The sequence below is a fragment of the Catenulispora subtropica genome (genome assembly GCF_039531675.1).
GTDB classification, from domain to species: domain Bacteria; phylum Actinomycetota; class Actinomycetes; order Streptomycetales; family Catenulisporaceae; genus Catenulispora; species Catenulispora subtropica.
Genome location: NZ_BAAAQM010000035.1, coordinates 61,302 through 86,638, shown reverse-complemented (window position 1 = coordinate 86,638; position 25,337 = coordinate 61,302). Strand labels below are relative to the sequence as shown.

Here is a 25,337-nt window from a genome sequence, read left to right as displayed (position 1 = left end):
GGTAAGAGTCAACGGGAAACGCCTACCCTCAGGCGTTATCAGGCTTCGATGATAACCCTTGTTCTCCCAAATCGTCCGCCGACGGCGGGTACCGTATATATCTTCATAGCCAAATATTCAGTGCAACTCGCCATGACCGGGGGGAAAATTATGGATCTGGAGCACTGTCGCCATGGGTAACCTTAACGATGTTAACGACAAAACGGTCGCGCCCAGGCGGTCGTCGCTCGACCGGCTGTCCCGGGGCGCCGCCGAGGCCGACACCGGCAACGGGGTGACGCTGACCGGGGTCAGCCTGCAGATCCCCAGGGAGCTGAGTTACGACGCGTGGGAGCGGGTGGGCAAACAGCTCAACGGGGTCATCGACTCGTCGGCCTGGTGGCTGGGGGACTGGCTGATCTTCGGCAAGGAGCGGTACGTCGACAGCTACCAGCAGGCGATCCGGGCGGCCGGGCTGAGCTACCAGACCCTGCGGAACTACGCCTGGGTCGCCCGCCGGTTCGCGCCCGCCGAACGCCGCGCCCAGCTGACCTTCCAGCACCACGCGGAGGTGGTGTCGCTGCCCAAGGAGGTGCGGGAGAAGCTGCTGGACCAGGCCGAGCAGCAGGACTGGACCACCAAGCAGCTGCGGGAGCGGGTGCGGGGCAAGGCCGCCCGGCCGCCCCGCCCGGCCGCCGCACGCGGGGCGGGGGCGGCCGGCGGGACCTTCCGGCTGCCGAAGATCGAAGTCGTCCACGACCAGCTCACGACCTGGCGCCGGGCCGCGGACGAGGCCGGCCACGACTTCGAGAGCTGGGTCGTGGCGGCGCTCGACCGGGCCGCCGCGGTCTTCCTCAACTGTTCCTCAAACGACGGCCCGCCCTCCGCTCACCGGGCGCAGGCGACGGAAGGTGGCTGACCGGGTGTCAGTTCACGCGATAGAGCGGGAAGTAGGACCCGATCGCGCCGCTCGCGTAGTCGTCGGCCAGCTCGGGGACGCGGTCGAAGTCGTAGACCACGTCTGAGCCCACGGGGGCGACCCAGCCCTCGGTCTCCATGAAGTCCAGGATCTGCGGGGAGTCCGGCAGCCTCCACACGTGCGTGTTCACGTGGAAGTGCCGTGCGATGGACTCCGCTCCCCGCAGATGCGCCAGGCGCATCCCGGCCTTCCAGCCGCACGTGGTGACGACGCCCTCGCGGGCCAGGGCGCCCAGGGTGACGTCGTACAAGGGCTCGCCGATGTTGTCGACGAACACGGCGACGCCGTAGCCGTCGCTGAGTTCCTTGACGACGTCCAGGAACCCGTTGACCGAGATCAGGCGCCGCTGGTGCCAGTCGGGGTCGGTCCGCCGGCGCCGTCCGGGCAGCGACAGGTCGGGGAAGCGGCGGCGGTCCACCGCGGTGATGCCGTGCTCCCGCAGGAAGGCCAGGCGCGCGTCGGAGCCCGCCGTCATCGCCACCCGGAACCCGGCCCGCTTGGCCAGCAGCAGTTCGGCGAAGGCCACGCCGCCGCCCCACCCGAAGACCAGGTGGTTCGCCGGATCGTCGTCGGGCACCTGCGTACGCCAGCACCCGTAGGCCTTGTGCCAGTTGTCCCAGGCGGTGAAGTAGCGGCCGTAGGCGGCCCACTGGTTCAGCGAGTGCGCCGTCCCCTCCGGGAGCGGCAGCAGCAGCCGGGCGCTCAGCTTCGTCTGTTTGGCCAGCAGTCCGATGGTGTGAGGGCAGTCGTAGGCGTAGGCGAGTTCGGCGTACTCGAAGCGGTCGAGCTTGCCGAAGGGCATCAGCAGGCACAGATCGCCTTCCCGGGCACGGACGTCCGGGCCCGGGGCGTTCACCGCGAGCACGCGGACCACGCCGAGGTTGCCCAGCACCACCGCGTCCTCGCCGCGGCTGCTGCACACGTCGATCGGCGACCGGGTCAGCGCGTGGTCCATGTTGGCCTCCCAGGAGCCGAGGACCGGTTCGACCAGGGCCTCGCCCTCGTCCAGGGGACCGAAGGCGAAGGTGCCGCGGAACAGGGCGCTCCCGGGGCCGCCGGCGGCCGGTCCGGCCAGTGCGCCGGAGTGCAGGATCCAGGCATCGGGGGAGTAGATGATGACCTCCTGTGGTCGCGTACGTCCCGCGTCGGGCGCGGGTCAGGGGGTGGCGACGGCCGGCAGCCGGTAGTCCACGGCGACGCCGCCCCAGGTCTCGCCGGCGCCGTAGGCCACGGCGCCGAGCCGCCCGGCGGCCGGGATCCCGCCGGCGTCCAGCTCCTCGGCGAACGCCAGCGGGATCGTCGCGGACGACGTGTTGCCGGAGTGTTCGATCCGGTTCACGAACGGCACGCCGAGATGGGCGTTGAAGCTGCGGATCTGCTCCAGGATCCGGCCGTTGGCCTGGTGGCCCACGACGACGGTCGGCGCCGGCCCGTGGTCGAACAGGTACTGCGCCGACTCCGACATCCGGCGGACGGCGCGGTCGTAGACCTGCATCCCGTCCAGCTGGATGCCGCCGGCCTCGGTCTCCCGCATGAGCGCCTCCTGCGATCCGTCGCAGCCGGCGGTGTGGCAGAACCCGGAGAACTCGGGGCGGTCGGCCAGCAGCACGGCGGCGGAGCCGTCGCCGAACAGGCAGGCCGTCTGCCGGTCGGTGCGGTCCACCATCCGCGACATGGCCTCGGTCGAGCACACCAGGACCGTCCGGGCCCGTCCGGCGTCGCACAGCGAGAGCCCGAGGACGAGCCCGTAGACGAAACCGCAGCAGGCCGCGTTCATGTCCAGGGCCAGCACCGAGGCGTCGAGCCCGGCCAGCAGCGCCACCCGCTGCGCGATGCCCGGGATGCGCTGCCGCTCCGAGGTGCTGACCACGATCAGCGCGTCGATCCCGGCGGCGGAGCCGGCCCGGGTCACGATCGGCGCGCAGGCCTGCGCGGCCACCTCGGACAGCGGCGTCTCCTCCGGCAGCCAGGAGCGCGAGGCGATGCCGCTGCGCCGCCGGATCCATTCGTCGGTCAGGCCGATCGCGGTGAAGTGCTCGTTGTCGACCCGGTCGCCGGGCTTGGCCGTTGCGAGGTCGACGATGCCCGCGCTCACCCCTGGCTCGCCAGCTTGCTGAAATAGGCGGTGTAGTCGCTCAGGTACGCGAAGCGCGCGGTGTCGTTCAGGTCGCCGCGGACCCGCAGCGCGCGTTCCAGGTGCTGGTGCAGCTCCACCAGGTCCAGCGAGTCCAGGTCGAGCTCGGCGACCGGCCGGTTCAGGTCGTCCGGGCCCAGCGACTCGTCCCGGTCCCGCAGGACCGCCACGATGAGGTCCGCGATCCTGCTCTCGATGCCGCTCTGGCTCATGCCGTGTCTCCGTTCGCTTCGGCCGCTTCGTTCGCCTCGTTCGCCTCGTTCGCCAGGCGGTACAGCGCCTCGCCGGTCTTGAGGATCGTGCCGACCGCCGCGAGGTGGGCGGTGACCCGGCCGCCGCGCTCGGCGACGATCTCGGTGCCGGCCTTGTCGGTCTCCACGACCGCGACGACGTCCCCGCGCTCGACGCGGTCGCCGACGCCGGCCACCCACTCGACCAGCAGGGCCTCGCCGAGGCCCTGGCCGAAGCCGGGGACGCGCATGTCCAGCCCGGACTCGCTCACTTCGTCATCTCCAGCATCCCGTCCTTGATGTCCTGCACACCGATCAGGTGGTCCTTCGCGAAGTCCGCCGGGGGGAAGCCGCGCCGGGCCGGGGCCAGCCGGCGGACCGGGCCGCGCAGCAGGTCGAAGCCCCGGTCGGCGATCGAGGCGGCGAGTTCGGCGCCGACGCCGTAGTCCTTCGTGCCCTCGTGCACGACCAGCAGCCGGCCGGTGCGGCCGACCGAGCGCAGGACCGTGTCCACGTCCAGCGGCGCCGCCCAGCGCAGGTCCACCACCTCGGCGTCGACGTCGGGGGCGAGGTCGTGCGCCGCCTCCAGCACCTCGTGGGTGATCGCGCCGTAGGTGGCGACCGTCAGGTCGCGGCCGCGCCGCAGGATCCGGGCCGAGGTCGGCGACGCGGCCGGCTCCGGGTCGCGGGGCGGCGACGTCCGCCGCCAGTACAGGCGGATCGGCTCGTAGACCACCACCGGCGCGCCCGCCGTCACCGCGTACCGCAGGATCTGGTCGGCGTCCTCGCCGGTGGAGGGGCACGCCACCGAGATCCCGGGGCATCCGGCGAACAGCGCCTCGCTCGCCTCGCTGTGGTGCTCCACGGTCCGGCCGCCGGCGCCGGTCGGGATCCGCACGACGATGCTGGGGCGGATCCGCCCACCCCACCGGTCGCCGATCCGCGCCGCCTGGGTCACCAGCTGGTTCGCGGCCGGGTACGTGAACCCGTCGAACTGGATCTCGCAGACCGGCACCAGCCCGCTCAGCGCCAGGCCGACCGCCTGGCCGACGATGGTGGACTCGGCCAGCAGGGCGTCGCGCACCCGGTCCGGGCCGAAGCGGTCGCGCAGCCCGCGGGTCACCCGGAACACGCCGCCGAGGCGGCCGATGTCCTCGCCGAGCAGCAGCACTCTCGGGTCCTGCTCCAGCAGGTCGGCGAGCGTGGTGTTGATCGACTCGGCCAGGCTGGCCGCCCGCGCGGCGCCCATCACGCGTACTCCTTCGCCAGCCGCTCGCACAGCTCCCGCACCTCGGCGTCGACCTCGTCGAACCAGGCGGCGTCCACCACGCCCCGCTCGCGCAGCCGCCCGGCGTAGCGGGCCACGGGGTCCGCGGCCCGGGCCGCGGCGATGTCCTCGGCGCTGCGGTAGACCTCCTGGGCGTCGGCCGTGGAGTGCCCGTGGATCCGGCCCACCTGGAGCTCGACCAGGTACGGCGCCCGCTCGCCGCGGATGTGGGCGGCGGCCCGGGAACACGCCGCGAAGACGATCTCAGGATCCTGACCCGGAACCGCGACGGCCTCGATCCCGAAGCCGCGGGCGCGCTCGGCCAGCGTGGTGCGCATCTGCTCGGCGGCCGGCTTGGAGATGGCCCAGCCGTTGTTCTGGCAGACGAACAGCACCGACGCCGCCTCCACGGCGGCCAGGTTCATCGCCTCGGCCATGTCGCCCTCGCTGGTGGCGCCGTCGCCGATGTAGACGACCACGAAGTCCTCCAGCCCCTGCAGCCGCCGCCCGATCGAGTAGCCGACGGCGTGCAGCGTCTGCGCGGCGAGGACCAGCGTGTAGGGGAAGAACCGGGCCCGGCGCGGGTCCCAGCCGCAGTAGGTGCGGCCGGCCCACTGGGCGAACAGCTCCTCCGGGGCGACGCCGCGCATCAGGGCGACGGCGTGCTCGCGGTAGCTGGGGAACACGGTCGGGTCCGGGCCGACGGCGAGCGCGGAGCCCACCTGCGCGGCCTCCTGACCCTGGCCGGAGGGCCACAGGTCGAGCGCGCCCTGCTTCTGCAGCTGGCACGCCTCCTCGTCGACGCCCCGGGCCACCAGCATGTGGCGCAGCAGCAGCCGTCGGGTCCGGTCGTCGGGACCGGCTTCGTGTTCGGATTCTGACTTCATGGCCATTCACCCGTCGTGTCGCGTGGGGGGCGTGCGCCGTCGGCCGCCTGAGCGGCGGAGAGCTGGGCCGGACCGGGGATCGGCGGGCCCGTCCGCGGGCCGCCGTTCGGCATGCTGGCACAGAATCCGGGCCGGACGACAGGGCGCACGCGTCGAATCAGTGTTCTGGTCGCGGTTCGCTTGTGGGCCGCTGGAGCCGCCCCTACGGTCCATGGCGTCGGGGTTGCGCGGCGCTCACGCCGGCCGGCGCCTGTCCTGTCGACAGGACGGACCGGTCGGCGCCATCGGTGCGGACCCGGCGTTTCCCCACACCAGCAGGTCAGTCACCCGTGACGCGAACAAGGACGGTGGCAGTGAGCACTAATCCCTTCGACGACGAGACCGGCCGCTTCCACGTCGTGGTCAACGACGAGGAGCAGCACTCCCTGTGGCCCGCGTTCGCCGAGGTGCCGGCCGGGTGGCGGGCGGTCTTCGGCGAGGCCTCCCGGGCCGAGTGCCTGGAGTACGTCGACCGGGCCTGGACCGACATGCGCCCGAAGAGCCTGCGGGACGCCATGGCGGCGGAGTGACCCCGCGCGGCGAGATGACATCACACGGCCCGCGCCAGAGCGCGGGGAGAACCACGCAACAACGCGGAACCATCTCGGGGAGGAGTCCAGTGAGGACCGCCAGCAGTCGCGGAACCGGCCCGGTGGCCATGGCCACCCGGGGGGAACCCGCGCAGCGCGACGTCGTCCTGTCGTTCGTCGGGGACCAGGCCACGGTCCAGAAGTCGGGGATGGTCTTCCCGCAGAACCTGTCGGAGCGGTCCTGGGAACGGATCGGCGCCAGCCTGCGGGAGCTCACCAACTCCTCGGCGTGGTGGCTCGCCGACTGGCTGATCTTCGGGGAGAGCACGTACGGCCAGCGCCGCTACCGCGAGGCGATCGAGCGGACCGGGCTCGACTACCAGACCCTGCGCAACTACGCGTGGGTGGCCCGGCGGTTCGAGCACCACCGCCGGTGGGACACCCTCAGCTTCGCGCACCACGCCGAGGTGGCGCCGCTGTCGCCGCCGGAGCAGGACTACTGGCTGCGCCACGCCGCCCAGCAGACCTGGTCGCGCAACGAGCTGCGCCGGGCCGTCCGCGCCAGCCTGGCCGAGCAGCGCGGCGAGAACGAGCTCACCGCGGGGGCCGAGGCCGCGCCGGCCGGGCCGTCGTCCGCCGCGGCCCGGCCGACCGCCGGACCCGGCGCCGCCGACCAGCGCCCGCGGAAGGTCGCCACGCTCACCATCGAACTGCCCGCGGTCCAGCTCGCCACGTACTCGAAGATCGCCGCCGCCGCGGGTCTGCCCGTCGACAAATGGGTGACCCAGGTGCTCGCCGCCGCGGACTGCCGCACTCCCTAGCGGCGCCGCCCCACGAGCCCCACCATCGGAGTCAGTTGATGATCCTTCACGGAAAACGGGTTCCGCTGCCCGCGGTGCCCGTCGTGCACCGGCGTGTCGAGGAGCATGCGCGGGTCACGCCCGAAGCCGTCGCAGTGGTCTGCGGCGACCGCCGGATGACCTACGCCGAACTCGACGCCCGCGCCAACCAGTTCGCGCACGCGCTCGCCGGGCGCCACGGCCTCGGCCGCGGCGCCAAGGTCGGTGTGTGCCTCGACTACTCGATCGATCTGGTCGTGGCCATCCTCGGCACCCTCAAGGCCGGGGCGGCCTACGTCCCGTTCGACCCGGCCTACCCGGCGGCGCGGCTCGAGCTGCTCCTGGGACAGACCCCTGACCTGGCTGTCATGGTGGCCTCCCCGGCGACGGCCGAGCTGGTCCGGTCCGCGACCGTGCCGGTCGTCGACGTGGAGCAGCTCTCCGAGCACCTCGACGGCCTCCCCACGACCGATCCCGGGGTTCAGGTCACCGGCGACGACCTGTGCTACGCGGTCTTCACCTCCGGTTCCACGGGTACGCCGAAACTGACCGGAGTGCGGCACGAGGGCTGGTTCAACCTGCTGAACTGGCTGCAGGTCGAGTACGGCCTGCACCGCGAGTCGCACAACCTGGTCGTCAGCGCGTTCGGGTTCGACCTGTCCCAGCGCAGCCTGCTGGCTCCGCTGTTCTGCGGTGCCACGCAGTACCTGATGGCCAGCCGCAACTTCGACGCCATGATGGCCTACCGTCTGCTGTCGCAGCACGACATCCGCGTGGTGCACTGCGCCTCCAGCACGCTGTACCTGCTGGTGGACTGGGAGACGGCCCGCGGCGGCCAGGCGCTCGCCGGTCTGGACTACGTGCTGTTCGGCGGCGAGCCGCTGCACGTCGAACGGCTCGCGGACTGGATGCGGCGGGACGGCGACACCTGCACCCTGCTGCACCAGTACGGCGTCGCGGAGTGCACCGACGTCGCGACCTCCTTCGACCTCGCCGGCCACCGGCCCGGCGAGCACGACATCCCCAGGGTCGGCAAGCCCGCCTACAACACCGAGATCCACATCGTCGACGAGCAGATGCGCGGTGTGGAACCCGGAGCGTACGGCGAGGTCTGCATCTCTGGGGCCGGTGTAGGCGTCGGCTATCTCAACGGCGGCGGCCCGGAGTCCGGGAAGTTCACGACCGTCGTGATCGAGGGCGAGACCCGCCGGCTGTACCGCACCGGCGACCGCGGCCGCGTGACCGAGACCGGCGACCTGGTCGTCGCCGGGCGGATGGACGCCCAGGTGAAGGTGCGCGGCATGCGCATCGACCCGGCCGACGTCGAGCGCGCGCTGGGCCGGCTGCCCGAGGTGCGGCAGGCGGCCGTGGCGGTCCGGTACACCGACTCCGGCGACGCGGAGCTGATCGCGTTCGTCGTCCCGGCCGGGGACGGCGTGACCGGGCTGGCCGCGCAGGACGTGCGCGCCGGGCTGCTGGCGACACTGCCGCGGAACATGGTCCCCTCCGAGTTCCACGCCGTCCCGGCGATCCCGCTGAGCCCGCACGGGAAAGTGGACCGCGCGGCGCTCCTGGACGAACTCCGAACGAAAGGACGCCGATGACGGTCGAGGCGGTGCGCGCCATCTGGTGCCGGGAGCTCCAGCGTGACGACATAGCGGTCGACGACGACTTCTTCGCCCTGGGCGGACAGTCGGTGATCATGGCCCGGATCCAGGGGGCGTTCCTGGAGGAACTCGGCGTCGAGGTACCGGCCGACCAGATGTTTCTCAACCCCACCGTGGCGTCGATCTCCGCTTACATCGCGTCCCTGGGCCCGGCCACCTCGTGACTGTCAGTGTGATGTCCCGCTGGCGGGACGCGGAAAGTGAGGCGCCATGTACGACGTCATAGTCATCGGTGCCCGGTGTGCGGGATCGCCGGCGGCCATGCTGTTCGCCCGGCGGGGATACCGGGTCCTGCTCCTGGAGAAGGTGCGTTTCCCGCAGGACACGTTGTCCTCGCACTACATCCACCAGCCCGGTGTGGCGCTGCTCGGCCGCTGGGGGCTGCTCGACGCGCTCCGCGAGGCCGGCTGCCCGCCGATCGACCGCGAGAGCTACACCGGGCCCGGGGTCCGGCTGGACGGCTTCTCCCTGCCGGTCGACGGCTACCGGACTACCTACGCGCCGCGCCGGTTCGTGCTCGACCCGATCCTGGCCGCCGGCGCCGTGGCCGCCGGCGTGGACTTCCAGGAGTCCTGCGCGGTCACCGACCTGCTGGTCGAGGACGGCCGGGTGGTCGGGGTGCGGTACACCACGCCCGGCGGCACCGAGACCTCCGAGCGCGCGCGGCTGGTCGTCGGCGCGGACGGCATGCGGTCGCTGGTGGCCCGCAAGGTCGGCGCCGAGAACGTGATCGAGCACCCGCGGGCGACCTGCGTCTACTACAGCTACTGGTCAGGGCTGCCCTCGGGGTTCGAACTCTACGAGCGGCCCGGCCGCTGGATCGCGGCCATCCCCACGAACAACGACTGCACGCTGGTCATGACCTACTTCCCGCAGAGCGAGTACGGCGAGGTCCGCCACGCGGTGGAAGCCTCTTATATGGAGGCCGTCCGCTCGACGACCCCCGGGCTGTACGAGCGCATGATGGCGGGCGAGCGCGTCGAGCAGATGTACGGCACCGGGCACCAGGAGAACTTCTTCCGCAAGGCCTACGGCCCCGGCTGGGTCCTGCTCGGCGACGCGGTGCACCACAAGGACTCCATCACGGCCCGCGGCATCACCGACGCCTTCATCCAGGCCCAGACGCTCACCGACCTCATCGGGACGCGGCTCGACGACGACGCCGCGGTGAAGACCGCGCTCCGGAAGTACGAGCAGCACCTCAGCGACGAGTTCCTCAACCTCTACCAGGGCGTGCTCAACGTGGCCGAGCTCAAGCCCGAGGGGCGGACCGAGATGCTGCGGCACCTGGTCGGCCACCAGGAGCTGACCGACCGGTACTTCTCCACGGTGTCCGGCGCGTGCTCCCTCGACGACTTCTACAACGCCGACCTGCTGGCCGTGCTCGACCAGAGCTGACGGCCGGCCCGCTCCCCGCTGTCCGCCTCGTTTGGAGACGCAATGATCCCGTTGTCGTTCGCGCAGCGCCGGCTGTGGTTCGTGGACCGGTTCGAAGGCCCGTCGCCGACCTACAACGGCGCCTTCGCGCTGCGGCTCACCGGCGACCTGGACGCCCCCGCGCTGGAGCGCGCGTTCCGCGACCTCGTCGACCGGCACGAGGTCCTGCGCACGGTGATCGTCGAGGACGCCGACGGCGTCCCGCACCAGCGGGTGCTGCCCACCGGATCGGAGCCGTTCCGGCTGCCGGTCGACGACGTCACGCCGCAGGAGTGCGCGGCGGCGGTCCAGGCGTCCGCCACCGCCTGCTTCGACCTGGCCGCCGACGTGCCGATCCGGGCCCGGTTGCTGCGCACCGCGCCGCGCGAGCACACCCTGGTCCTGGTCGTGCACCACATAGCCCTGGACGGGGAGTCCGTCGCCCTGCTGCTGCGCGATCTCACCGCGGCCTACGCGGCGCGCCGCCAGGACCGGGCCCCGGCGTGGGAGCCGTTGCCGGTGCAGTACGCCGACTACACCCTGTGGCAGCGGGACGTGCTCGGCGACGAGGCCGACCCGGAGAGCCTGGCGGCCGCGCAGCTGGCGTACTGGCGCCAGGCGCTCGCCGACCTGGCGCAGCCGCTGCCGCTGCCGGCGGACCGCCCGCGCCCGCGGGCGATCAGCCACCGCGGCGGCGTGGTGCGGTTCCGGATCGACCCGGAGCTGCTCACGGCCGTGGCGCGGCTGTCCGCGGCGCAGGACGTCACCGTGTCGATGACCATGCACTCGGCGCTGGCGGTGCTGCTCCAGCACCTCGGGTGCGGCGACGACGTGCCGATCGGCGCGCCGATCGCCGGGCGGACCGACGCCGAGCTGCGGGACCTCGTCGGGTTCTTCGTCAACACCTGGGTGCTGCGGGTCGACCTGTCCGGGAACCCGAGCTTCCGGACCCTGCTGCAGCGGGTGCGGGACCGGGCGCTGGCCGCCTACGACAACCAGGACATGCCTTTCGAGCGCCTGGTGGAGCTGCTGAACCCGGACCGCTCCACCGCCTACAGCCCGTTCTTCCAGGTGATGCTGGCCTGGCAGGAGCCGCTGGGGGAGCTGGTGTTCCCGGGGCTCGAGGTCGAGACCGAGACGCTCGACACCGGGACGACGAAGTTCGACCTCTTCTTCAACATGGTGCCGGACGCGACCGGCGGTGCCGGCGTCCGGCTGGAGTACTCGACCGATCTGTTCGACCACGCCACGGTCGAGGCCGTCGCGGAGCGGTTCGTCCGGGTCCTGAGCCGGCTGGTGGCCGCGCCGGAGCGGCGGATCGGCGGGATCGACGCTCTCGACGCCGCTGAGCGGGAGCGGCTGCTGGTCCAGTTCAACGACACATCGGCCGAGGAGTCCGAGCAGGTGATCCCGGAGCTGTTCGAAGCCCAGGCGGACCGGACGCCGGACGCGCCGGCGGTCGAGTGCGACGGCAGGACCCTGACCTATCGCGAGCTCGACGACCGCGCGAACGGCGTCGCGCGGGAGCTCCTCCGGCGCGGTGCCGGACCCGAGGACCTGGTGGTGCTGGCGCTGCCGCGCACCGAGGACCTGGTCGTCGGCCTGCTCGGGATCCTCAAGTCCGGTGCCGCGTACGTGCCGATGGACCCGCAGCACCTCAGCGCCCGGGCGGCGAGCGTGCTGACGGAGTCGGCCGCGCGGTTCGCCGTCACCGACACCGCCACCCGGGCCGAGCTGCCGCCGAACGACCTGTCGATCATCACCGTCGAGGACCTCGCCGGCGGTGATCGAGTCCGCCCGCCGCATCCGGACAACGCGGCCTACGTGATGTACACCTCCGGCTCCACCGGCAAGCCCAAGGGCGTGGCGATCACGCACCGCGGCGTCGTCAACGGTGTCCGGGAACTGATCAAGGTGCTCGACACGCCCCCGGGCTGGCGGATGCTGGCCGCCACCTCGGTCAACTTCGACGTCTCCGTCTTCGAGCTGCTGTCCACCCTGACCACCGGCGGCGTCGCCGAGGTGGTGCCGAACGCCCTGGTCCTCGGAGAACGGGACGGCTGGGACGGCGACATCGTCAGCGTGGTCCCCTCGGTGTTCGGCGAACTCCTCAGCCGCCTCGGCAAGACACCTCAAGTGCGCACCGTCGTGTTCGCCGGCGACGTGCTCCCGGCCGGGCTGGTGCGGCAGACGCGGGAGGCGCTGCCCGGCGTACGGATCGTCAACTCCTACGGGCAGACCGAGAGCTTCTACGCCACCACCTACTCCCTGGCCTCCGCTGAGGACTGGACGCAGACTGAGGTCGCCCCGATCGGCACCCCGCTCGGCGGCATGCGCGCCTACGTGCTCGGCCCCGGCCTCGCCCCGGTCCCGCAGGGCGCGGTCGGCGAGCTGTACGTCGCGGGGACCTGCCTGGCGCGCGGCTACCACGGCCGCCCCGGCCTGACCGCCGAGCGCTTCGTGCCCGACCCGTTCGGCGCGGCCGGCGAGCGGATGTACCGCACCGGCGACCTGGCCCGCTGGAACGCCGACGGCCGCCTGGAGTGCCTGGGCCGCAGCGACAACCAGGTGAAGGTCCGCGGCTTCCGCATCGAGACCGCCGAGGTCGAGGCGGCGCTCGCGCTGCACCCCGGCATCAGCCAGGCGGTGGTCGTCGCCCGCGAGGCGCCCTCCGGAGGCCGGCGGCTCGTCGCCTACGTGGTCCACATCGGCGAGGGAGCCGTCGGCGACGACGGCGCCGGCGGCATCGGCGACGTCGACGTGCAGGGCGGCGCCTCGGCCGCCGAGCTGCGCAAGTTCGTCGCGGACCGGCTGCCCGACTACATGGTGCCCTCCGCTTTCGTGGCGCTCGGCTGCCTGCCCTACGGGCCCACCGGCAAGCTGGACCGCGCGGCTCTGCCCGAACCGGAGTTCGCGGGCGAGGCGTACCGGGCACCGCGCACCGAGGCCGAGCGCGTCATCGCCGCGGCCTACGCCGACGTCCTCGGCGTGGAGCGCGTCGGCATCGACGACGACTTCTTCATGGTGGGCGGCGACAGCCTGCGCTCGATCCAGGTCGTCGCCCGAGCGCGCGCCCGCGGCCTGGAACTCACGACCCGCGAGATCTTCGAACACCGCACCGCGGCCCGCCTCGCCGAGGCCGCCGCCGCCCGCCGCGACCGGGCCCCGGCCCTCGCCGAACTCGCCGGCGGCGGTGTCGGCACCATGCCGCTGCCCCCGGTGGCCCGCCAGGTCTTCGCCTCCGGCAAGGGCGTCGACCGGTTCGCGATGGCACTGGTGCTGGAGCTGCCGCGGCACCTCGACCAGGACGGCCTGGCCGCGACCGTGGACGCGGTGCTCGACCGGCACGACCTGCTGCGGTCGCGGCTGGTGCCCGGCGACGAGCCCTGCTTGGACGCACGGCCCCGGGGCTCGGTGCGGGCCGCGGACCTGATCCGCCACGTTCCGTGCGACGGCGACTGGAACGATCCGGAGCTGCTCGCGCTGGCCGGGCAAGAGCTCGAAGGCGCGACCGGACGGCTCGATCCGGAAGCCGGAACCATGGCGGCCCTGGTCTGGTTCGCCACGGAGTCCGGCCCCGGGCGCCTCCTCATAGTCCTGCACCACCTCGTCGTGGACGGCGTCTCCTGGCGCATCCTGATGGCCGACCTCGCCGAGGCGTGGCAGCAGGTGCGTTCCGGCCGCACCCCCGAACTGCCTGCCGTCGGCACCTCCGCACGCCGCTGGCTGACCGCCCTCCAGGACGAGGCGCTCACCGAGCAGCGCGAGGCGGAACTCGACTACTGGCAGGACCTGCTCACCGCGCCGAACCCGCCGATCGGCGCGCGGGCCTTCGACCCGGCGGTGGACCTGATGTCGACCGTCGAGAGCATGCGGGTGCGGGTCGCCGCCGACGTCACCGAGGCCGTGCTCACCGCTCTCCCGAACGCCTTCCACGGCACCGCGACCGACGTTCTCCTCGCCGCGCTCGCCCTCGCGGTCAACCGCTGGCGCGGCACAGACCAGACCACGCTCGTCCGGCTGGAGGGGCACGGCCGCGAAGAAGACGTCGCGCCGGGAGCCGACCTGTCCCGCACCATCGGCTGGTTCACCAGCATGTACCCGGCCCGGATCGACGTGCGGGGCGTGGACCCCTCAGACGTCGCCAAGGCCGTCAAGCTGGTCAAGGAGCAGCTCCGCGGCGTCCCCGGCAAGGGCGTCGGCTACGGACTCCTCCGCTACGCGAACCCGGAAACCGGCGCCCGGCTCGCCGCATATCCGGTCCCGCAGATCGGCTTCAACTACCTCGGCCGCATCTCCGACACCGACGTCCCCGAGCACCTGCGCGCCGAAGGCTGGGCGCCCGCGCCCTGGTCCGCCGAGCTGATCCCCACACCCGACCCGGACCTGCCGGCCCTGTCCGCACTGGAGGTCAACGCCGTCGCCACCGACAGCGGGCTGCAGGCGCTCCTCATGTTCCCCAGCGGCGTCCTGTCCCGCGACGAGGTCGCCGAACTCGCCGAGATCTGGATCGAGACGCTGACCGCCATGGCCGCCTACGCCGCGCGCCCCGACGCCGGCGGCCTGACGCCCTCCGACGCCCCGCTGGTTCCCGTGCGGCAACACGAGATCGAGGCCTGGGAGACCCGGTACGGCCGGCTGGCCGCGGTGTGGCCGATGCCCCCGTCCCAGTCCGGCATCCAGTTCCAGGCGGCGCTCGCCGACGGCTCCTTCGACGTCTACCACATGCAGTTCGTGCTGCACCTGTCCGGACCCGTGGACCCGGTACGCATGAAGGCGGCCGGGGAGGCGCTGCTCGATCGGCACCCGAACCTGCGCTCCGCGTTCCTGGCCACGGCCGCCGGCGATCCGGTGCAGATCGTGCCGGACCACGTCACGCTCCCGTGGCGGCACCTCGACCTGAGCGGGCGGAGCGAGGCCGACCAGGACGCGGCGCTCGACGCCATGCTCGCCGAGGACCGCGCCGACCGGCTCGACCCCCTGCGGCCGCCGCTGCTACGCCTCGGTCTGCTCACGTGCGGCCCTCAGCAGTCCAAGCTCCTCATCACCGCGCACCACACCCTCTTCGACGGCTGGTCCTCGCCCCTCGTCATCATGGACCTGATCCGCCTCTACTCCGCGGCCGCCGGGCTCCCGCCGGTCCGCAGCTACGGCGACTACCTCGCCTGGCTGTCCACCCGCGACCGGGCGGACTCGGCCGCCCGCTGGTCCGCCGAACTCGCCGGCTTCGACCAGCCGACCCTGGTCGCCCCGAACGCCCCGGCCCAGGAGGCGGCCGCCGCCCTCGGCCGCGTCGAGGTCCCGTTCACGATCGACGAGGGGCGCGGCCTGGCCCGCCGCGCCGCCGAACTCGGCGTCACGCTCAACACGCTCCTGCAGGGCGCGTGGGCGATCCTGCTGGCGAAGCTGACCGGGCAGCAGGACGTGGTGTTCGGCGCCGCGGTCAACGGCCGCCCGCCGGAGCTGCCGGGCTCGGACGAGATGGTCGGCCTGTTCATCAACACCCTGCCGATCCGGGTGGGCTGCGGCCCGGACCGCCGCGTGGCCGACATCGTCACCGAGCTCCAGGACCGCCAGACCGCGCTGCTCGACCACCACTACTACGGGCTCGCCGACATCCAGCGCGGCGTCGGGCTGCCCGCGCTGTTCGACACGATCGTCGTCTTCGAGTCCTTCCCGATCGACCGGGAAGGCATCCTCGACGCGAACACCGAGGCCGGCTTCACCATCGACCGGATCCGGCCGATCGCCGGCTCGCACTACCCGCTGACCCTCAACGCCTCCGACCCCTATCTCCGGCTGTCGCTGGACTACCGGAACAGCCTCTACGACCGTGCCGCCGCCCAGGCGATCGCCGACCGGCTGGTCAGGGTCCTGCACCAGGTGCTCGCCGATCCGGCGATCCCGGTCGGCGCCGTCGACGTGCTGACTCCCGCGGAGTTCGCGTGGTCGGTGCAGGAGGCCAACGACACCGCGCACCCGGTCCCCGCGGAGACCCTGCCCGGCGCGTTCGAGGCGCAGGTGGACCGCGACCCCGATCGCGTGGCCCTGATCGGGGAGCAGGGGACGCTGAGCTACGGCGAGTTCAACCGGCGCGCGAACCGGCTGGCGCACTGGCTGCGTGAGCAGGGAGCCGGCCCGGAGCAGCTGGTCGCGGTGCGCATACCCCGCTCGGTGGAGCTGCTGGTGGCGCTGTACGCGGTCGTGAAGGCCGGCGCGGCCTACCTCCCCGTGGACCCCGACCTGCCCGAGGACCGGGCGCGGCAGGTCCTGGGCAGTGCGAGGCCGCTGCTGGTGCTCGACGAGGAACTCCCGGACGTGTCCGGGTACCCCGCGACGAACCCCGAACGCTCGCTGTCTCCGGACAACGCCGCCTACGTCATCTTCACGTCCGGCTCCACCGGCGGCCCCAAGGGCGTGCTGGTGTCGCACCGCTCGATCATGAACCGACTGAAGTGGGGCCTGTCGCACTTCGGCGTCGGCGCCGAGGACAGAGTGCTGCTGAGCACCTCGACGAGCTTCGACGTGTCGGTGCCCGAGCTGTTCGCCCCGCTGCAGGTCGGCGCGGCGGTGGTCATCGCCCGCCCGGACGGCCGCCGCGACCCGTCCTACCTGGCCGAGCTGATCCGGCGGGAGAAGGTGACCGGCGCGGACTTCGTGCCGTCGCTGCTCGAGGCCTTCGTCTCCGAGCCCGCGGCGAAGCAGTGCGCCGGCCTGCGCTGGGTCGAGGTGGCCGGGGAGGCGTTCCCGGCGGCGCTCGCCAACCGGTTCGCCGAGCTGCTGCCGGACTGCGCCGTGCACAACGTCTACGGCCCGACCGAGGCGGCGGTGGAGGTCACGGCCTGGCAGCACGTCCCGGGCCGGGACACCGTGCCGATCGGCCGCCCGATCTGGAACACTCAGGTCTACGTGCTCGACGCCGCGCTGCGACCGGTCCCGCCGGGGGTGTCCGGGGAGCTGTACCTGGCCGGCGCCGGACTGGCCCGCGGGTACCTCGGTCGCAGCGGCCTGACCGCGCACCGCTTCGTCGCGTGCCCCTACGGCGCGCCGGGCGCGCGGATGTACCGCACCGGTGATGTCGTGCGGTGGACCGAGGACGGCCAGCTCGAGTACCTCGGCCGCGCCGACTTCCAGGTCAAGATCCGCGGGTTCCGCGTGGAGCTCGGCGAGGTGGAGGCGGCGCTGACCGCGCACCCGGACGTCGCCGGCGCGGTGGCCGTGGTGCGGGAGGATCGGGAGGGCGACCAGCGGCTGGTCGCCTACGTGGTGCCCGCGAGCCCGGCGGAGCCGGCCGGGTTGGACGCCGAGGGGCTGACAGAGTTGGTCCGCGGGCGGCTGCCGGAGTACATGGTCCCCTCGGCGGTGGTGCCGTTGCCCGCGTTCCCGACGACGCCGAGCGGCAAGCTCGACCGCGCAGCGCTCCCCGCCCCCGACCACGCCGAGGCGGTGTCCGGGCGCGGGCCACGCAACCCCAAGGAGGCGGCCCTGTGCCGGCTCTTCGCCGAGCTGCTCGGGGTGGACGAGGTCGGCATCGACGTGGACTTCTTCGCGCACGGCGGGCACTCCCTGCTGGCCACCCGGTTGATCGGCCGCATCCGCGCCGAGCTGGGCGTCGAGGTGAAGGTCACGACGGTGTTCCGGAACCCCACCGTGGAGCGGCTCGCGGCCGAGATCGAGGACGAAGCGAAGTCGAGCCGTCCGCAGCTGCGCAAGATGACGGCCAGGTAGGAGCCACCCGATGATCCCCTTGTCCTTCGCCCAGCGGCGGCTGTGGTTCCTGCACCGCCTCGAAGGCCGGTCCGCCACCTACAACATCCCGTTCGTGATGCGCCTGGACGGGCCGCTGGACACCAAGGCCCTGGCCGCGGCGGTGGCGGACGTCGTCGAGCGGCACGAGACCCTGCGCACCCTGATCGTCGAGAACGCGGACGGCACGCCCGAGCAGCGGATCCTGACGTCCCAGGAGGCTGATCCCGCGATCCGGATCGTCGAGGTGGCGCCGGAGGCGGTCGACGCCGCGGTCCACGAGATCGCGTGCGAAGGCTTCGACCTGGACACCGCGCTGCCCTGGCGCGCCGTGGTCCTGCGCGTCGCGCCGCGGGACCACGTGCTGGTGTTCGTGTTCCACCACATCGCCTCCGACGGCGCGTCGATGGCGCCGTTCCTGAACGACCTGGTGGCGGCGTACTCGGCGCGCCATAGCGGCACCGCGCCGGACTGGAAGCCGCTGCCGGTGCAGTACCAGGACTACACGCTGTGGCAGCGTGAGGTCCTCGGCGACGAAGCGGACCCGGACAGCGTCGCGGCGGCGCAGCTGGCGCACTGGCGCGCGGAGCTGGACGGCGTGCCGCAGCCGGTGCAGCTGCCGCTGGACCGGCCGCGCCCGACGGTGGCCGGGCACCACGGCGGCCACGTCTCCTTCGAGCTGGAGCCCGACCTGCTCGCCGGCCTCGGCGAACTGGCCGCGCGGCACGGCGCGACGCCGCCGATGGCGGCCCAGGCCGCGCTCGCGGTGCTCCTGCACCACCTCGGAGGCGGGGACGACCTGACCGTCGGCAGTCCCATCGAGGGCCGCGCCGACGAGCAGCTCAGCGAGCTCATCGGCTTCTTCGCCAACACCTACGTCCTGCGCGTCCGCCTGGCTGGGAACCCGGCCTTCGCCGACCTGCTGGACCAGGTGCGGGACAAGGCGCTGGCCGCGTACGACAACCAGGACATCCCGTTCGAGCGGCTGGTGGAGCTGCTGAACCCGGACCGCTCCACCGCCTACTCGCCGCTGTTCCAGGTGATGCTGGCCTGGCAGTTCGTGTGGCCGGGGATCGAGATGCCGGACCTGCGGGTCACACCCGTTCCCGCGGGGACGGAGACGGCGAAGTTCGACCTCTTCTTCAACATCATCCCGGACGGGTCCGGCCGCGCGTACGGGCGGCTGGAGTACGCCACCGAACTCTTCGACGCCCCCACGGCGCAGAGCATCGTCGACCGCTACGTGCGGGTGCTGCGTCAGGTGGTCGCCGATCCCGCGATGCGCATCGGCCGGGTCGACGTGCTCTCCGACGCCGAACGGGACCGCCTGGCGGAAGCGAGCCAGACCTCGACGACGCTGCCCGACGCGACGGTGCCGGAGATCGTCGCCGAGCAGGCGAGGCGGACTCCGGACGCGATCGCCGTCGTGGCGGGGCCGGTCCGACTGACATATCGGGAGTTGGACGCGCGCGCCGGCCGGGTGGCAGCGGCGTTGCGCGCACGCGGGGTCGGGCCGGACGTGCTGGTGGCCGTGGCGGTGCCGCGGTCGGCGGACCTGATGGTCGCGTTGCTCGGCGTGCTCAAAGCCGGCGGGGCTTTCCTGCCGATCGACCCGACGCACCCGGCCGCGCGGCTGGAGCTGCTGCTGACCACCGCTGCCCCGGCGCTGGTCCTGACCGCCCTCGACGAGCTCGACCTCGGTCACCGTCTCGAAGACTCTGACGCCTCTGACGCTGCTTCGTGGGACGACGGCCTGCGGCCGGACCACCTGGCCTACGTGATGTTCACGTCGGGGTCCACCGGAACCCCCAAGGGCGTGGCCATCACGCACCGTGCCGTCGTCAACGGAGTGCGGGATCTGCGAAACGTCGCACAGGTCGGTACGGGCTCCCGCGTGCTCGCCGCGACCTCCGTGAACTTCGACGTCTCCGTGTTCGAGATCTTCACCGCGCTGTCCACCGGGGCCGTCGTCGAGGTGGTCCGCGACGTGCTCGAACTCGCCGAGCGCGACGGCTGGTCCGGCACCACGGTCAGCGCCGTGCCGACGGTGTTCTCCGCACTGCTCGACGGCGGCACCGCCCTCGACGTCCAGACCGTGATCTTCGCCGGGGAGGCGCTGTCGGCGGACCTGGTGGACAAGACGCGGGCCGCGCTGCCCGGCGTCCGGGTCGTCAACGCCTACGGCCAGACCGAGAGCTTCTACGCGACGACCTTCGCCCTTCCGCCGCAGTGGTCTGACACGGGGGCGATACCCATCGGGCGGCCGCTGGCCAATATGCGGGTCCACGTCCTCGGCCCGGAGCTGGCCCCGGTGCCGCCGGGCGTCGTCGGCGAGCTCTACGTCACCGGCCTGCTGGCCCGCGGCTACCTGAACAGCCCCGCGACGACCGCCGAACGCTTCGTGGCCTGCCCCTTCGGCCCGCCCGGCGCCCGCATGTACCGCACGGGCGACCTGGCCCAGTGGGGGCGCGACGGTCAGCTCCGCTACGCCGGGCGCGCCGACACCCAGACCAAGATCAACGGTATCCGCGTCGACCCCACCGAGATCGAAGCCGCGATCACCCGCCACCCGGCGGTCGGCCAGGCCGCGGTCACCGTGCGGACCGACCAGGCCGGAAACCGGCGACTGGTCTGTTACACGGCGCCGACGGGCCCTGGCGCGTCTCCGGCCGAGCTGCGGCGGTTCCTGGCCGGGCAGCTGCCGGACTACATGGTGCCCGCGCTGTTCGTGACGCTGGACGGCCTGCCGCTCACCGCGACCGGGAAGCTGGACCGGGCCGCACTGCCCGAGCCCGAGTTCCCCGGTTCCGCGTTCCGGGCGCCGCGCAGCGCCGCCGAGCAGGTCCTGGCCGAGGTCTACGCGGACGTCCTCGACCACCACCCGATCGGCGTCGACGACGACTTCTTCGTCAGCGGCGGCGACAGCATCCGCTCCATCCAGGTCGTGGCGCGGGCCAAGGCACGCGGCGTCGTGGTCAGCGCCCGGGAGATCTTCGAACACCGCACCGTCGCCCGGCTCGCGGAACTGGTCGAGGGCCGGGGCGAGGCGGACCTCCCGGTCCTGGCCGAGCTTCCGGGCGGCGGCCGGGGCTGGAGCCCGCTGCCGCCGACCGCCGCGCACGTCCTCGCCCTCGGCGGCGGCCTCGGCCGCTTCTGCATGTCCGCGATGCTGACGCTGCCCGCCGAGGTGGACCGCAGCAGCCTGATCGCGACACTCCAGAAGGTCCTGGACCGTCACGACGTGCTGCGCTCCCGGCTCGATCGGAAACGGCCGGGCCTGTGGATCGGGCCGCCCGGCACCGTCGACGCCGGTCCGCTCCTCCGGGAAGTCACCGGCGACGGCGAGGCGGCCGCCGAACTCGACGCCGCCGCCGGACGTCTGGACCCCGACGCGGGTGTCATGGCGCAGTTCGTGTGGTTCACCGGCGAGCCGGATGAGCCGGACCGGCTGCTGATCGTGCTGCACCACCTGGTCGTCGACGGCGTGTCGTGGCGGATCCTGGTGCCGGACCTGGTCGCGGCCTGGCAGGAGGTCCGGGGCGGCGAGCCGGCGCGCGCCGTACCGGGCACCTCGTGGCGACGGTGGGCCCACGCCCTGGTCGAGGCGGCCCCGGACCGCGCCGCGGAACTGCCGCTGTGGCAGCGGATCCTCGAACCCGAAGACCCGCCGCTGGGGGCGCGGGCGCTGGATCCGGCGCGCGATGTCGCCGCCACCGTGGAGACGGTGCGCGTCACCGTGCCGCCGGAGGTGACGCGTGCCGCGTTGGACGTCGTGCCCGCGCTCTTCCGCGGCGGCGCCGACGACGTGCTGCTCGCCGCACTGGCTCTGGCGGTGGCCCGTTGGCGGGGGCGGCCTGAGGCCTCGACCTTGATCCGCCTGGAAGGACACGGCCGTCAGGAGCAGGCGGTGCCCGGTGCCGACCTGTCCGGCACGCTCGGCTGGTTCACCGCCATGTACCCGGTGCGCCTGGACCTCGGCGACGTCGACCTCGCGGACGCCTTCGCCGGTGGCCCGAGTGCCGGGCGCGCGGTCAAGGCCGTCAAGGAGCAGCTGCGCGCCGTGCCCGACAACGGCATCGGCTACGGGCTGCTCCGGTATCTCAACCCTGAGACCGCCTCCGCGCTGGCCGGCCGTCCGGAACCGCAGATCGGATTCAACTACCTCGGCCGCGCTTCGGCCGCGGACGTTCCGCCCGGTCTGGGCTGGGCTCCGGACACCAGGCACCAGGACCTGCTCGCCGCACCCGACGCCGACATGCCCGTGCTCTCCGCATTGGAGATCAACGCGGTGGCCGTCGGCGAGGAGCTGACCGCCTACTTCGGCTTCCCCACCGGTGTCCTGGGCCGCGACGAGGTCACGGAGCTGGCAGAGCTCTGGGTCCAGGCGCTCACCGGCCTGGTCCGCCACGCCGGGACCGGGGACGCCGGCGGTCTGACTCCGTCGGACGCGCCGCTGGTCGGCGTCGGCCAGACGGAGATCGACGCCTGGGAGGCCCGGTTCGGCCGGCTGGCCGGGATCTGGCCGGTGACCCCGGCCCAGAACGGGATGCTGTTCCACACCGCGCTGGCCGGGGGCTCGTTCGACCCGTACCACGTCCAGCTGGTGTTCCACCTGTCCGGCGAGGTCGATGCGGAACGCATGCGGCGCGCCGGGCAGGCTCTGCTCGACCGGCACCCGGGCCTGAGGGCGGCGTTCGTCGACCGCGCCGACGGCCAGCGCGTGCAGGTGATCCCGGAGACGGTGCCGCTGCCGTGGCGGCATCTCGACCTGAGGCGGGTCACCGAGGCGGAGCGGACCGAGACCCACGAGCGGTTCCTCGCCCAGGACCGCGCCGCCCACTTCGACGCCGGCACCGCGCCGCTGATCCGCCTGGCCCTGGCAGACCTCGAGCCCGGCCGCACCGACCTGGTGCTCACCACGCACCACGTGCTCTTCGACGGCTGGTCCACGCCGTTGCTGATCCAGGACCTGCTGCTGCTCTACGCCGCCGACGGCGGCCCGGCCGGCCTGCCCGGGGTCCGCGACTTCGGCGAGTTCCTGTCCTGGCGCGCCCGGCAGGACCATGACGAGTCCGCCCGCGTCTGGGCGTCAGAGCTCGAAGGGCTCCAGGAGCCGACCCTTCTCGCCGTCGGCGGTGACGACCGGGGCCGAGGCGAGGTCATCGTCGCACTGGACCCCGCCTTGGCCCAGGAGCTCAGCCGCAGCGCCACCGAGTCCGGCCTCACCGTCAACACCCTGGTCCAAGGCGCCTGGGCGCTGCTGCTCGGCCAGCTCACCGGACGCCAGGACGTCGTGTTCGGGGCCACGGTCTCCGGGCGGCCGCCCGCGGTGCCGGACGTCGAGTCCATCGTCGGCATGTTCATCAACACCGTTCCGGTGCGCGTCGCCCACAAGCCCGGCGACACTCTCGCCGAAGTCCTCACCGGTCTCCAGAGCCGGCAGGCCGCCCTCCTGGACCACCACTACTACGGCCTCACCGAGATCCAGCAGGCCGTCGGCCTCCAGTCCCTGTTCGACACGATCGTCGTCTTCGAGTCCTACCCGGTGGACCAGCAGGGCCTGGCCTCCGCCGCCGACGCCGCGGGCGGCATCGCCCTGACCGGCCTGCGTCCCTCGACGGGCACGAACTACCCCCTGGTCCTGATGGCGGCTGCGGACCCGCATCTCCAGCTCACCCTTCAGTACGCCGAAGGCGTCTTCGACCGTGAAGCCGTCGAGCGGCACGCGGCCCGCCTCGTCAGGATCCTGCGCCGGCTCGCCGACGACCCGGGGCTGACGACCGCCCGGCTCGACGTCCTCGAGCCGGCCGAACGCGACCGGCTGCTGGTCCAGGCCGTCGGTACCGCGGCCGTCGCGCTTCCCGACCCCACCGTTCCGGGACTCGTCGAGGCGCAGGCCGCGCTCACGCCGGACGCCCTCGCCGTCGTCGACGACGCCACCTCGCTCACCTACCGCGAGCTGAACCGCCGGGCCGACCGCCTGGCGCGCGAGCTGGCCTTGCGCGGCGTGGCCCCGGAGTCGCTGGTCGCGCTGTCCCTGCCGCGGTCGGCGGACCTGGTGGTCGGCCTGCTCGCGATCCTGAAGGCCGGAGGCGCCTATCTGCCGGTCGACCCCAAGTACCCCGGCCACCGGCTCCGGGCCATCCTTGAACAGGCCCGGCCGTGGTTGGTCCTGACGGACTCGGCGACCGTCGAGGCGCTGCCCCCGCACGATGTCCCGGACGTCTTCCTCGACAAGCTCGACCTGTCCGGAGACGATCCCGGTCCCGACGTGCGGTGCCACGCCCATCAGCTCGCTTATGTCATGTACACGTCCGGCTCGACCGGCACGCCGAAGGGCGTCGCCATCACCCACGCCACCGTGGTCAACGGCGTCGTCCACCTCGCCGCCCGCATGGGCTTCGCACCGGGCGGACGGACTCTGGCCGGCACCTCGGTCAACTTCGACGTCTCGGCGTTCGAGATCTTCACCACCCTGGCCACCGGCGGTGTCGTGGAAGTGGTCCGCGACGTCCTGGTCCTGGGCGAGCGGGACAGCTGGAGCGGCAGCGTCGTCTCCACCGTTCCGTCGGCCTTCGCCGAGATCCTCGACCGGATCTCCGGCCGCACGAGTGTGCGGACGGTCGTCTTCGCCGGCGAGGCGCTGCCCGCCTCGCTCGCCGCGAAGACGCGGGAGGCGTTCCCCGACGTCCAGATCGTCAACGCCTACGGGCAGAGCGAGTCGTTCTACGCCACGACGTTCACCGCCTCCCGCGCCCTTCCCGGCGGCGCGGGCAGCGTGCCCGTCGGCACTCCGCTGGGCGACATGCGGACCTACATCCTCGGCCCCGGCCTGGACCTGGTCCCCCCGGGTGCGACCGGCGAGCTCTACGTCGGCGGCCGGATCGGTCGCGGCTACCACGGACGCCCCGCCCTGACCGCCGACCGCTTCGTCGCCGACCCCTTCGGCCCGCCCGGCTCCCGCATGTACCGCACCGGGGACCTGGCCCGCTGGAGCAGCGAAGGCGAGCTCGAATATCTGGGCCGGGTGGACACCCAGGTCAAGGTCCGCGGCTTCCGCGTCGAGCCCGGCGAGGTCGAGGCGGCGCTCGCCGCGCATCCCGCGGTCGCCCAGGCGGTCGTCGTCGCCTGGGAGTCCGCGACCGGGAAACAGCTCGCCGCCTATGTCGTGACCGCGGACCGGACCGGTCCCGAGGATCTCCGCCGGTTCGTCGGCGAGAGGCTGCCCGAGTACATGGTCCCGGCCGCCGTCATGCTGCTGGACCGGCTCCCGCTGACGCCGAACGGCAAGCTCGACCGGGCCGCGCTGCCCGAGCCCGAATACCGCGGTGCCGCCTACCGCGCCCCGAGCACCCCCCGCGAGCACGTCCTCGCGCAGCTGTTCTCCGAGATCCTCGGCGTGGACCGGGTCGGTGTCGACGACAGCTTCTTCGCCCTCGGCGGGCACTCGCTGACAGCCACCCGGCTGATCAGCCGCGCCCGTGCCGACCTGGGGATCGAGATCCCGATCCGCACGATCTTCGACCAGCCGACGGTGGCCGGGCTCGCCGCGTGGTCGCAGGAGGCGCCCGCCGCGGGCCGCCCCGCCCGCCCCAGCCTGCGCAAGTTGGCCGCAAAGGACTGA

Annotated in this window: 14 protein-coding genes; 8 read left to right on the top strand and 6 right to left on the bottom strand. The window is 72.9% G+C overall.

The genetic code is table 11. The features are described 5' to 3' along the window. Positions 1-172 precede the first annotated feature (172 nt). Positions 173-898, top strand: a complete 726-nt coding sequence (locus ABD466_RS26980; protein WP_344659982.1) for an LmbU family transcriptional regulator — start codon at positions 173-175, stop codon at positions 896-898. A gap of 7 nt (positions 899-905) precedes the next feature. Here the strand turns inward: ABD466_RS26980 and ABD466_RS26975 are convergent, their stop codons facing one another. From ABD466_RS26975 to ABD466_RS26950, 6 genes are read right to left on the bottom strand one after another with little or no spacing between them, the layout of a single operon-like run. Continuing rightward, positions 906-2,072, bottom strand: coding sequence for a zinc-binding alcohol dehydrogenase family protein (locus ABD466_RS26975; protein ID WP_425558750.1), 1,167 nt, complete (start codon positions 2,070-2,072; stop codon positions 906-908). Positions 2,073-2,114: 42 nt separating this feature from the next. Then, positions 2,115-3,053 (bottom strand): 3-oxoacyl-ACP synthase III family protein, encoded by a 939-nt coding sequence (locus tag ABD466_RS26970; protein WP_344659980.1) that lies wholly within the window; start codon positions 3,051-3,053, stop codon positions 2,115-2,117. Then, positions 3,050-3,304 carry an acyl carrier protein gene (locus tag ABD466_RS26965; RefSeq protein WP_344659979.1) on the bottom strand — a complete coding sequence of 85 codons (255 nt, stop codon included), beginning with the start codon at positions 3,302-3,304 and terminating at the stop codon, positions 3,050-3,052. The genes ABD466_RS26970 and ABD466_RS26965 overlap by 4 nt, the downstream gene beginning before the upstream one ends. Then, entirely contained in the window at positions 3,301-3,594 is a 294-nt protein-coding gene (locus ABD466_RS26960) for a biotin/lipoyl-containing protein (protein WP_344659978.1), read from the bottom strand. Before ABD466_RS26960 ends, ABD466_RS26965 begins: the two co-directional genes overlap by 4 nt. Beyond that, positions 3,591-4,571, bottom strand: coding sequence for an alpha-ketoacid dehydrogenase subunit beta (locus ABD466_RS26955; protein WP_344659977.1), 981 nt, complete (start codon positions 4,569-4,571; stop codon positions 3,591-3,593). The genes ABD466_RS26960 and ABD466_RS26955 overlap by 4 nt, the downstream gene beginning before the upstream one ends. Beyond that, the gene (locus ABD466_RS26950) at positions 4,571-5,476 is read right to left on the bottom strand and encodes a thiamine pyrophosphate-dependent dehydrogenase E1 component subunit alpha (RefSeq protein ID WP_344659976.1); all 906 of its coding nucleotides are present in this window, start codon (positions 5,474-5,476) and stop codon (positions 4,571-4,573) included. The genes ABD466_RS26955 and ABD466_RS26950 overlap by 1 nt, the downstream gene beginning before the upstream one ends. Before the next feature lie 353 nt (positions 5,477-5,829). Between ABD466_RS26950 and ABD466_RS26945 the strand changes: the two genes are divergently transcribed. The 7 genes from ABD466_RS26945 to ABD466_RS26915 all read left to right on the top strand — a co-directional run bounded on the left by ABD466_RS26945 (position 5,830) and on the right by ABD466_RS26915 (position 25,337). After that, positions 5,830-6,045: an MbtH family protein gene (locus ABD466_RS26945; RefSeq protein ID WP_344659975.1), complete on the top strand. Its 216-nt coding sequence runs from the start codon at positions 5,830-5,832 to the stop codon at positions 6,043-6,045. 128 nt (positions 6,046-6,173) lie between these two features. After that, complete coding sequence (locus tag ABD466_RS26940) at positions 6,174-6,866, top strand: LmbU family transcriptional regulator (protein WP_425558749.1); 693 nt, start codon at positions 6,174-6,176, stop codon at positions 6,864-6,866. A 38-nt stretch (positions 6,867-6,904) separates the two neighbouring features. Further along, positions 6,905-8,488 carry an amino acid adenylation domain-containing protein gene (locus tag ABD466_RS26935; protein ID WP_344659973.1) on the top strand — a complete coding sequence of 528 codons (1,584 nt, stop codon included), beginning with the start codon at positions 6,905-6,907 and terminating at the stop codon, positions 8,486-8,488. Beyond that, positions 8,485-8,715 (top strand): phosphopantetheine-binding protein, encoded by a 231-nt coding sequence (locus tag ABD466_RS26930; protein WP_344659972.1) that lies wholly within the window; start codon positions 8,485-8,487, stop codon positions 8,713-8,715. The genes ABD466_RS26935 and ABD466_RS26930 overlap by 4 nt, the downstream gene beginning before the upstream one ends. A gap of 46 nt (positions 8,716-8,761) precedes the next feature. Next, positions 8,762-9,949 carry an NAD(P)/FAD-dependent oxidoreductase gene (locus tag ABD466_RS26925; RefSeq protein ID WP_344659971.1) on the top strand — a complete coding sequence of 396 codons (1,188 nt, stop codon included), beginning with the start codon at positions 8,762-8,764 and terminating at the stop codon, positions 9,947-9,949. Between the two features lie 42 nt (positions 9,950-9,991). Then, on the top strand, positions 9,992-17,695 hold the full coding sequence (locus ABD466_RS26920; RefSeq protein WP_344659970.1) for an amino acid adenylation domain-containing protein: 7,704 nt from the start codon (positions 9,992-9,994) through the stop codon (positions 17,693-17,695). A gap of 10 nt (positions 17,696-17,705) precedes the next feature. Next, positions 17,706-25,337 carry an amino acid adenylation domain-containing protein gene (locus ABD466_RS26915; RefSeq protein WP_344659969.1) on the top strand — a complete coding sequence of 2,544 codons (7,632 nt, stop codon included), beginning with the start codon at positions 17,706-17,708 and terminating at the stop codon, positions 25,335-25,337.

Coding starts and splice junctions, on each gene's coding strand:
- ABD466_RS26980 (WP_344659982.1), top strand. CDS start 173: ATGGGTAACCTTAACGATGTTAACGACAAAACGGTCGCGCCCAGGCGG.
- ABD466_RS26965 (WP_344659979.1), bottom strand. CDS start 3,304: ATGAGCCAGAGCGGCATCGAGAGCAGGATCGCGGACCTCATCGTGGCG.
- ABD466_RS26955 (WP_344659977.1), bottom strand. CDS start 4,571: ATGGGCGCCGCGCGGGCGGCCAGCCTGGCCGAGTCGATCAACACCACG.
- ABD466_RS26950 (WP_344659976.1), bottom strand. CDS start 5,476: ATGAAGTCAGAATCCGAACACGAAGCCGGTCCCGACGACCGGACCCGA.
- ABD466_RS26940 (WP_425558749.1), top strand. CDS start 6,174: ATGGCCACCCGGGGGGAACCCGCGCAGCGCGACGTCGTCCTGTCGTTC.
- ABD466_RS26935 (WP_344659973.1), top strand. CDS start 6,905: ATGATCCTTCACGGAAAACGGGTTCCGCTGCCCGCGGTGCCCGTCGTG.
- ABD466_RS26930 (WP_344659972.1), top strand. CDS start 8,485: ATGACGGTCGAGGCGGTGCGCGCCATCTGGTGCCGGGAGCTCCAGCGT.
- ABD466_RS26925 (WP_344659971.1), top strand. CDS start 8,762: ATGTACGACGTCATAGTCATCGGTGCCCGGTGTGCGGGATCGCCGGCG.
- ABD466_RS26920 (WP_344659970.1), top strand. CDS start 9,992: ATGATCCCGTTGTCGTTCGCGCAGCGCCGGCTGTGGTTCGTGGACCGG.
- ABD466_RS26915 (WP_344659969.1), top strand. CDS start 17,706: ATGATCCCCTTGTCCTTCGCCCAGCGGCGGCTGTGGTTCCTGCACCGC.